8 protein-coding genes and 1 other RNA gene are annotated in these 8,889 nt (G+C 67.1%); 4 read left to right on the forward strand and 5 right to left on the reverse strand.

Annotation, left to right across the window (positions count from 1 at the left end; genetic code table 11):
- On the reverse strand, nucleotides 1-1,350 hold a 1,350-nt coding region (tssI, locus tag HPA02_RS17565), incomplete at its 3' end, for a type VI secretion system tip protein TssI/VgrG (RefSeq protein ID WP_146804503.1).
- Between the two features lie 85 nt (nucleotides 1,351-1,435).
- Nucleotides 1,436-1,954 (reverse strand): Hcp family type VI secretion system effector, encoded by a 519-nt coding sequence (locus tag HPA02_RS17570; RefSeq protein ID WP_146804504.1) that lies wholly within the window; start codon nucleotides 1,952-1,954, stop codon nucleotides 1,436-1,438.
- A 209-nt stretch (nucleotides 1,955-2,163) separates the two neighbouring features.
- Between HPA02_RS17570 and ilvA the strand changes: the two genes are divergently transcribed.
- The gene (gene ilvA / locus HPA02_RS17575; RefSeq protein ID WP_276508232.1) at nucleotides 2,164-3,891 is read left to right on the forward strand and encodes a threonine ammonia-lyase, biosynthetic; all 1,728 of its coding nucleotides are present in this window, start codon (nucleotides 2,164-2,166) and stop codon (nucleotides 3,889-3,891) included.
- A 397-nt stretch (nucleotides 3,892-4,288) separates the two neighbouring features.
- On the opposite strand, the gene HPA02_RS17580 is transcribed toward ilvA, so the two are convergent.
- The 3 genes from HPA02_RS17580 to HPA02_RS17590 form a co-directional block, all read right to left on the reverse strand.
- Nucleotides 4,289-4,921 (reverse strand): 5-formyltetrahydrofolate cyclo-ligase, encoded by a 633-nt coding sequence (locus tag HPA02_RS17580; RefSeq protein WP_146804506.1) that lies wholly within the window; start codon nucleotides 4,919-4,921, stop codon nucleotides 4,289-4,291.
- A gap of 10 nt (nucleotides 4,922-4,931) precedes the next feature.
- A non-coding RNA gene (gene ssrS / locus HPA02_RS17585) (6S RNA) lies at nucleotides 4,932-5,116 on the reverse strand.
- 55 nt (nucleotides 5,117-5,171) lie between these two features.
- A complete protein-coding gene (locus tag HPA02_RS17590) occupies nucleotides 5,172-5,471 on the reverse strand; it encodes a cell division protein ZapA (protein ID WP_146804507.1) in 300 nt (99 codons plus the stop codon).
- Between the two features lie 137 nt (nucleotides 5,472-5,608).
- On the opposite strand from HPA02_RS17590, the gene HPA02_RS17595 reads away from it, so the two are divergent.
- The 3 genes from HPA02_RS17595 to ubiH all read left to right on the forward strand — a co-directional run bounded on the left by HPA02_RS17595 (nucleotide 5,609) and on the right by ubiH (nucleotide 8,862).
- Nucleotides 5,609-6,181, forward strand: a complete 573-nt coding sequence (locus tag HPA02_RS17595; RefSeq protein WP_146804508.1) for a UPF0149 family protein — start codon at nucleotides 5,609-5,611, stop codon at nucleotides 6,179-6,181.
- Between the two features lie 23 nt (nucleotides 6,182-6,204).
- Nucleotides 6,205-7,542 carry a Xaa-Pro aminopeptidase gene (gene pepP, locus HPA02_RS17600; RefSeq protein ID WP_146804509.1) on the forward strand — a complete coding sequence of 446 codons (1,338 nt, stop codon included), beginning with the start codon at nucleotides 6,205-6,207 and terminating at the stop codon, nucleotides 7,540-7,542.
- A gap of 87 nt (nucleotides 7,543-7,629) precedes the next feature.
- Nucleotides 7,630-8,862 carry a 2-octaprenyl-6-methoxyphenyl hydroxylase gene (gene ubiH, locus HPA02_RS17605; RefSeq protein ID WP_146804510.1) on the forward strand — a complete coding sequence of 411 codons (1,233 nt, stop codon included), beginning with the start codon at nucleotides 7,630-7,632 and terminating at the stop codon, nucleotides 8,860-8,862.
- Nucleotides 8,863-8,889 lie beyond the last annotated feature (27 nt).

Here is an 8,889-nt window from a genome sequence, read left to right on the forward strand (position 1 = left end):
CAGCGGCTGGTCCGGGTCGCCCTCGAGGAAGGAGACGATCACCTCGTGGCCGATGCGCGGGATGGCCATGGCGCCGTAGCCGCCACCGGCCCAGCCCTGGCTGACCCGCAGCCAGGCGCTCGCCGTCTCGTTGGGCTCGGCGTAGCGATCCCAGGGGAACTGCACCTTGACCCGGCCGTGTTCGTCGCAATGAATCTCCTCGCCCTCGGGGCCCACCACGACGGCCACCTGAGGGCCGTCGACCCGGGGCCGGACGGGGGGCTCGGGGCGCCAGGCGCGGTCGGCGGGGGCCAGCACCAGCTCATTGAAATAGCGGGTGCGGCCATCGGCGCCGACGGCATCTTCTTCCAGGGCCTGGGGCTGCTCGCCATGGTGCACCACCGCCACCACCTGCCAGTCGCGATTGAGGGCATCGATATCGTGATCGGTGAGGGTGAAGCAGATGCCGGGGGCCAGCTCCGGCAGGTCGCTCTCGGCCTCGGCGGTCAGTGCCTGGCGGCGCAGGGCCTCGAGGCGGATGCGGGTAAAGGCGCTGCCGGAGGCGTCCGCCTTGTAGCGCCCCGGGTAGTCGTAGTGCTCGTAGTCGTCGCGCTGGGCGTGCTCACCGAGGTCCGGCGCCGGGTGCTCGTGTAACTGGTCGTAGGCCGGGTTCCGGAAGGTGTAGTCCTTGAGCGTCACTGCCGCCGGGCGCACCCGCGAGACCTGGGTGAGCTTGCGCACATGGCGGCGCGGCGGGGTGCCGCCGGCGCGGCCATGATAAGTGCGCTCGCCCACGTTGGGCAGTACCTGGGAGGCATCGACGAACACCAGGCGGTGGGCACCGCCTTCGGCATTCTCGAACTCATGGAGGTAGACGAGCCCCTCCTCGGCGGCCAGGCGCTCGACGAAGGCCAGGTCGGTCTCGCGGTACTGCACGCAGTACTCGCGCTCGGCGGGCTCGCGGGTCAGGGCGAAGGCCACGTCCGTCAGGCCGCGCTCGGCGCACAGGGTGGCGAGGATGTCCTGGGGCAGCACGTCCTGGAAGATGCGCGAGTTGTGGCGCAGGTCGAGGCGCCACAGAGCCGGGCGGATGACCAGGGTGTAGCAGGTGCGGCGGTGGCCGCGATCACCGCGGCCGAACTCGCTGACCATGCCGTGGACACGACGCAGCGGCTCGCCATCTTCCCAGACCGTTAGAGTGGCCTGGTGGTCCAGGACATCGGCGGGGGAAATATCCGGGGACTGACTGGCCAGGGTCACCCCGAGCTCGAAGGGCGCCGAGAGGGCCTCGCGATGGGTAAAATCGATGACCGCCACGTCCTCCCCGCCGGGCAGGCTCAGGGTGAACTGCAGTCCGCTTGCGTGGGCCATACGGCGTCTTCCCTCCTGGAAGTCGAGTGACAGAGCTTAACGCCTCGGCGCGACGATGGCCGCCCGCAGGCGGCCATCCCGGGGCTTACGCCTCCAGCGGCGCGCGCCAGTCGTCGGACCCGGAGGTGCCGGCCACGGTATGCTCCCAGTCGATCTTGCGATAGGCCAGGGAGACATCCATCAGCTGGGTGAACTCGGACTGGGTGGCGTCCTGGGCATGCGGCATGCGCAGGTTGATGTCGACGATGGTGGCGTCGGTCAGGGAGGTGGTGAAGAAGTGCTCCTGGCGGCCCTCCACGGAGGTGCGGTACCACTTCAGCTCGACGGTCGGCAGCATCTCGCCGGAGGCCAGGGCGTTGTACATTAGCGGCACGGCCTTGTTGAGGGCCACGGTGAAGATGAACGGCTTGTGGGCGCGCTGGCCGGCGGGCTGGCCGGACTGTGGGTCGGTGGGCACGGTGACGATGTGCTTGAACTCCTGCACCAGCATCTCGTCTTCGTGGCCTTCCACGTAGATGTTGCCCACGGAATCCGGGGTGAAAGCGCCGGCGGTGATATGGCCCTGGGTCTGACCGTGGATGCTGATATAGCAAGGTGTCGGCATGAGTCTGCTCCTTGACGGTATGAGAAAATGTCCTGGGGGACGTCAGTTATAAAGCAGAGGTCATGCCATAAACAAAAAAGTCATTTATAATCAATTTATTATAGAAATCACCTCTGCCAGAACGTCCCGAACGGGCAAGAAGTGGCCTGAAAATCGGGTCATTTCTTGCCTGCGGGCAAGAAATGACCCGATGATCTGTTGTTGCTGTTATGGGGGCGCGTCCCTCCTCTCGATGCTCGGCTCGCGGGCAGGGCGTCGTACCGGCGAATCTAACGATAGGTGGGCCGGAGTCGGCAACAGGGAAGGCTCCTCGCACGCTTCGCGGGCTGGACGGGGCGCCCAAGGGTCTGCTACCAATAGTCTCTTTTCCTCTCTCGCTTCACTCCGTGCGGCAATCAGGCCGCGCGTCTTGGGATATCAGGATGCTCGAAGATACAGTCAAGAAGATTCTCCAGGCCCGGGTCTACGAGGCGGCCCGGGAAACGCCGATCTCTCCGGCATCCTTCCTCTCGCGGCGGCTCAACAACCAGATTCTGATCAAGCGGGAGGACCTGCAGCCGGTCTACTCCTTCAAGATTCGTGGCGCCTACAACAAGATGGCCCAGCTCAGCGACGAGCAGAAGGCCAAGGGCGTGATCGCCGCCTCGGCGGGCAACCACGCCCAGGGCCTGGCCCTGGCCGCCCGGCTGATGGGGGTCAAGGCGGTGATCGTGATGCCCCGGATCACCCCGGAGATCAAGGTGGCCGCGGTGCGCGCCCGGGGCGCCAAGGTGGTGCTCAAGGGCGATGCTTTCGCCGCCGCCGCCGAGCATGCCCAGACGCTGATCGAGGAGTACGGCTACACCTATATTCCCCCCTTCGATGATATCGACGTGGTGGCCGGTCAGGGCACCATCGGCATGGAGATCCTCCATCAGCACAGCGGCCCGCTGGACGCCATCTTCGTGCCGGTGGGCGGCGGCGGCCTGATCGCTGGCGTGGCGGCCTACGTGAAGTACCTGCGTCCCGAGATCAAGATCATCGGCGTGGAGTCTGAGGACAGCGCCTGCCTCAAGGCGGCCCTGGAGGCAGGCGAGCGGGTGGTGCTCGATCAGGTAGGCGTCTTCGCCGAGGGGGTCGCCGTGGCCCAGATCGGCGAGGTGCCCTTCTCCATCGTCCGCGACCTGGTGGACGAGGTGATCACCGTCAATACCGACGAGATGTGCGCCGCGGTCAAGGACATCTTCGAGGATACCCGGGCCGTCTCCGAGACCTCCGGGGCCCTGTCGCTGGCCGGGCTCAAGAAGTATATCCAGCAGACCGGCGCCGAGGGCGAGACCCTGCTGTGCATCAACTCCGGGGCCAACACCAATTTCGATCGCTTGCAGCATATCGCCGAGCGCACCGAACTGGGCGAGCAGCGCGAGGCGATCCTCGCCGTGACCATTCCCGAGAAGCCCGGCAGCTTCAAGAAGTTCTGCAAGACCATCGGCAAGCGCATGGTCACCGAGTTCAACTACCGCTATGCCGACCCGGAGCAGGCGCATATCTTCGTCGGCGTGCAGGTCAAGCCCGGTGGCGAGGATCGTCAGGCGGTGATCGACAAGCTGCGCGAGGCGGGCTACCCGGTGGAGGATCTCACCGACAACGAGCTGGCCAAGCTGCATATTCGCCACCTGGGCGGCGGTCGGCCCAAGGAGCATTTCGAGGAAGAGGTCTATCGCTTCGAGTTCCCCGAGCGTCCCGGCGCCCTGGTGAACTTCCTGACCCACCTGCCACACGACTGGAACATCTCGCTGTTCCATTACCGTAACCATGGCGCCGCCTATGGTCGGGTGCTGGTGGGCATGCAGGTGCCCAACGGCGATCGCACCCATGTGGAGGAGTATTTCGACGCCATCGGTTACCGCTATTGGAAGGAGTCGGAGAACCCCGCCTACCGCCTCTTTATGGCCTAATCGCCCGGGAGGGTGAGGCTTCTATAGCGAAGGCCTGTGGGGTGAGTGCTAACTCACTGCTCAGGCCTTGAAAGAACAGCGTTTCCTTACATTTTTTGACGCTTTGCCCGGTTGTTATCCGGCTCCCATGGGCCTATAGTCGTGGCTGTCGCCCGTAGGGGCGATCAATAACAATTTGCACCACCCAACGACCATCGAATCCATGGAGTAGGTATGAAGCGCAAGCCCGATCTGGTCATGGCACTGGTACTGGCCTTTGGCATTGGCGTCGTCGCCACCGGTTATGCCCAAGCCCTGGTCGGCAGTTGACCCCAGGCACGCACCAGTGCCATGACCAGAAGAGTCCCATGGAACCGGCAGCCCAGGCTGCCGGTTTTTTCGTATCTGGGAGATGGGGTCAGCGACGAATCACGTCTCGATCGCTGACGATGGCATCCAAAGGGACATCCCAGCTGGCGCTGGGCAGAGCCGCTACCCGCTGGCAATCATGCGCCACGCCGATCAGCCGCGGGCGGGGTCCCGGGCCGCGGGTAAAGGCGAAGCTGCGGTCGTAGAAGCCGCCGCCCATGCCCAGGCGCTCGCCTCGGGGATCGAAGCCCACCAGGGGCAGCAGCACCAGGTCCAGGGCCCAGGCCGGCAGGCGACGGGCGCGATGGGCGCCGTGACGGGTATCCGGCTCCGGAATGCCGAAGCGATTCTTCACCATGGGCGTGCCCGCGTGGTAGCGCACGAACCACAGGCAGTTCTCCGCCAGGGGGCGCAGCACGGGGAGATAGAGGCGACAGCCGCGGCGGCGTAGCCAGGAAATCAGGGGGGTGGGGTCGATCTCGCCGTCGTTGGGCAGATAGAGGGCCAGGCGGCGCGCACGCTGCACCTCGGGCAAGGCACGCAGGCGACGACACAGGGCCTCGCTGGCCCGTTGCTGCTCGCGAGGCGTCAGGGTGCGGCGGCGACGGCGCAGCTCGCGACGCAGGGCATGGCGCTCGGCGGGGGATGCCGCTAGGGCCTCGAAGCGAGAAGTGTCTTCCATAAGCGGTAAGGTGTTCCCCAGAATGCCGCTGTCGTTCTGGCCCTTGAACCCAGCGGTTCAAGGTGGGTGGCCGCAGACGAGCCGTCAGGCTTTCCGACGCACGGACATGCACACGGGCCCGTCTAGCTGGTGGCCCCCTGGGTATTGCTCATAGGCTCGAGGGACTATAACGACTGGCGCACACCCCAGGGAACCTCTTTATCCTATCAGAGAGGGGGCACCCTCCCAAGGCGCGAATCGGTTTCCCGGCCTATTTCTCGTCGACCGGGCCCAGGGCCTGTTCCAGGCGGGCGTGTAGCTGGCTCAGGCCGCGCTCCTGATCCTTGCGCTCCTCCAGCACCTGGAGCAGCTCGTGGGTGATATTGAGCGCCGCCATCACGGCGATCTTCTCGTTACCCAGGGTCTTGGCCTGGGCATGGATACCATGCATGGCCCGATCGAGGTAGCGGGCCGAGCGCAGCAGCGACTCCTGCTCGTCCGGGGGGCAGGCGATGACATAGCTGCGACCCAGCAGGGTGATCTCGGTGGTCGGGCGGGAGGCATCGGTCATGGGGGCTCCGGGGCAGGCCAGGGGGAGGCGCGATGCGTTACTATGAGTCAAGCCGCCACTATAAGAGAGCCCTTCGCAAGGGGTCAATGAACCCGGCTCGATGGCGGCCCCACCCACCATGACCCGGAATCTCTGGCATGTCCCTGATCAACGATCGTCTCGATTTCTCCACCGTCGCCGACCTCTTCCTGCTGCACGACAGCCTGCAGTCGCCGGCCTTCCTGGATGGCCGCCTGGCCGCGGCCCTGGCCTTGCATGACCTCGGCGCCGAGGCCTGGCTCGAAGAGGTGTGTCTGGCCCTGAGCGTGGAGCAGCCCCGGGACCCCGAGAGCGCCGAGCAGTTCCTGGCCTGGCGGCGCCAGGCCCTGGAGGCGCTGAGTGCCGCCGGTCTCGACTATGCGCCCCTGCTGCCCGACGAGCTCTTCTCCCTGGCCGAGCAGGCCCGGGGGCTCAAGGAGTGGACCCAGGGCTTCCTGGAAGTGTTGGCGGAGGTCGATGCCGACAAGCGACAGGCCTGGTCCGACAACCTCAAGGAGGCGCTGGCCGACCTGGAAGTGCTGGCCGGGATGGATGCCGAGCTGGAGGAGAGCGCGGACAACGAGAACGACCTCTTCGCCCTCACAGAGCATGCCCGCATGGCCGCCATGCTGCTCTATACCGAGCAGCATCCGGGGCAGCCGCGGGTCGAACAGCCGCCCCAAGCGCACTGATTTCCGAACCTTCAGGAGTCATCATGAGTCGAGAGAGACTGCCCCGCCCGGCCCCCATCGGCCTGGAAGAGTATCGCGCCCGGCGCCGCGCCCTGATGGACGCCCTGCCCCCGCGCAGTGCCGTGCTGCTGCCCGCCGCCGCGCTGGTGACTCGCAGCCGCGACAGCGACTTTCCCTTCCGCCAGGACAGCGATTTCCACTACCTGACCGGCTTCCCCGAACCGGACGCCCTGCTGCTGCTCCTGCCCGGGCGCGCCGAGGGCGAGTGCGTGCTCTTCTGCCAGGACCGCGATCCCACCATGGAGGCCTGGACCGGACTCCGCCTGGGGGCCGAGGGCGCCGTGAGCCGCTACGGTATCGAACAGGCCTTCGAGAATGGCGAGCGGGAGGAGCGCCTGGCCGCCCTGCTGGACGGTCGCGAGACCCTCTACCTGCCGCTGGACGATGAAGCCGCCCTGGCCCTGGCCGAGTCCCTGCGCGGCGAGCTGCTGGCCAAGCAGCGCCAGGGGGCCGTGGCGCCACGCGCCTTCGCCGACGTCAGTGCCCTGATTCACGAGCGGCGCCTGATCAAGAGCGAGGCGGAGCTGGCGCTGCTGCGCCATGCCGCCGAGATCTCGGCCCGGGCCCACCGCCGGGCCATGGCCCTGGCCGCCCCGGGATTGGCCGAATACCACCTCCAGGCGGAGCTGGAGCACGAGTTCCTGTGGCAGGGTGCCAGCGGACCCGCCTATGCCTCCATCGTCGGCGGTGGCGCCAACGCCTGCGTGCTGCACTATATCGAGAACCGCGCCCCGCTTCGCGATGGCGATTTGGTGTTGATCGACGCCGGCGCCGAGTTCGATCTCTATGCCGGCGATATCACCCGTACCTTCCCGGTCAACGGGCGTTTCTCGGCGCCCCAGCGGGCCCTCTATGAGGTGGTGCTGCGCGCCCAGGAGCGGGCCGTGGCGGCAGTGCGTCCCGGCGTCACTCTGGTGGAGATCCACGACGGCGTGGTGCGCGACCTGACGGCGGGGCTGATCGCGCTGGGCCTGCTGGAAGGCGACCTGGACGCCTGTATCGCCGAGCAGCGCTATCGTCGCTTCTATCTCCACTCCACCTCCCACTGGCTGGGGCTGGATGTCCATGACGTGGGCACCTATCGCCGCGAGGGGCAGGCGCGCCCCCTGGAGCCGGGCATGGTGATCACCGTGGAGCCGGGCCTCTACCTGCCCGACGAGGACGATATCCCCGAGGCCTATCGCGGCATCGGCATTCGTATCGAGGACGACGTGGCGGTGACCGCCGAGGGGCATGAGGTGCTCTCCGCCGGCGTGCCCAAGCGGGTCGAGGAAATCGAGGCCTTGATGGTCGGTTCTTGATCAGTGGAGAGGCTAGGCTTTCTTAGTTACGTAATTACGTTATGACGAGTCGCGGTCATCATGGCCGCTTCCATAGAGAGAGGCACGATGGAGACGCCCAGCCACAGCATAGACCAGGAGACGGGACGCCCCGTGGATATCGCCATCATCGGTGGTGGCCTGGTGGGAGCCAGCCTGGCCTGCGCCCTGGCCCCCCTGATTCGCCGCCATGACCTCCGGGTGGCGGTAATCGAGGCGGCCCCCCTGCCCTTGGCCGGCGAGCCGGAGTGGCAGCCCAGTTTCGACGCCCGGGCCAGTGCCATCGCCCAGGGCTCGCGGCTGCACTTCGAGCGGCTGGGCCTGTGGCAGGCCATGGCTCGGGAGGCGGAGCCGATTCGCCGTATCCATATCAGTGAGCGGGGCCGCCTGGGGGTGACGCGTCTCGCCGCCGAGGAGCTCTCGGAGGAAGCCCTGGGCTATGTGCTGCCCAATGCCTGGATGGGACGGGTGCTGCACCGGCGCCTGGCGGAGCTGCCGCTGACCTGGCACTGCCCGGCGCGGGTCGAGACGATAACGCCGAGCGCCACTGGCCATCGCCTGACCCTCGACGATGGCCAGTGCCTGGAGGCGGGGCTGACCGTGCTGGCGGATGGGGGACGCTCCGGGCTCAAGGAGCGCCTGGGCATCGACAGTCGCGCCACCCCCTATGACCAGGTGGCCCTGATCGCCAACCTGGAGATGAGTCGCCCCCATGGCGGCACCGCCTATGAGCGTTTCACCCCCCAGGGGCCCCTGGCCCTGCTGCCCCTCAAGGGCGGCCGCATGGAGCTGGTCTGGACCCATGCCGCGGGCAGCGAAGCCGAGACCCTGGCGCTCTCCGATCACGACTTCCTGTGGCGGCTGCAGCGCGCCTTCGGCGATCGGGCGGGACGCTTCCGGCGGGTCGGAAAGCGTCACAGCTACCCGCTCTCGCTGGTCACCGCCCGAGAGACGGTGCGCCCAGGCCTGGCGGTGCTGGGCAATGCCGCCCACGCCCTGCATCCGGTGGCCGGCCAGGGGTTCAACCTGGCGTTGCGCGGGGTGATCGACCTGGTGGAGGCGCTGGACGCCGGCCTGCCTCGGGGAGAGTCACCGGGCAGCATGACGGTGCTCGGCGACTTCGAGTCGCGCCGCGACCGCGATCGGCATAATGTCATTCGCTTCAGCGATGGCCTGGTGCGGCTCTTCGGCATCGATCACCCGCTGCTCTCCCATGCCCGGGCGGCGGGGTTGATCGGCCTCAACCTGGTGGGGCCGCTACGGCGTGCCCTGGCACGGCGGGCCATGGGCCTGGAGCGCTGAGCTTTGTCTGAAAACTGCCTGCGCTCG

Origin of the sequence: Bisbaumannia pacifica (assembly GCF_007989625.1) — a bacterium.
GTDB lineage: Bacteria > Pseudomonadota > Gammaproteobacteria > Pseudomonadales > Halomonadaceae > Bisbaumannia > Bisbaumannia pacifica.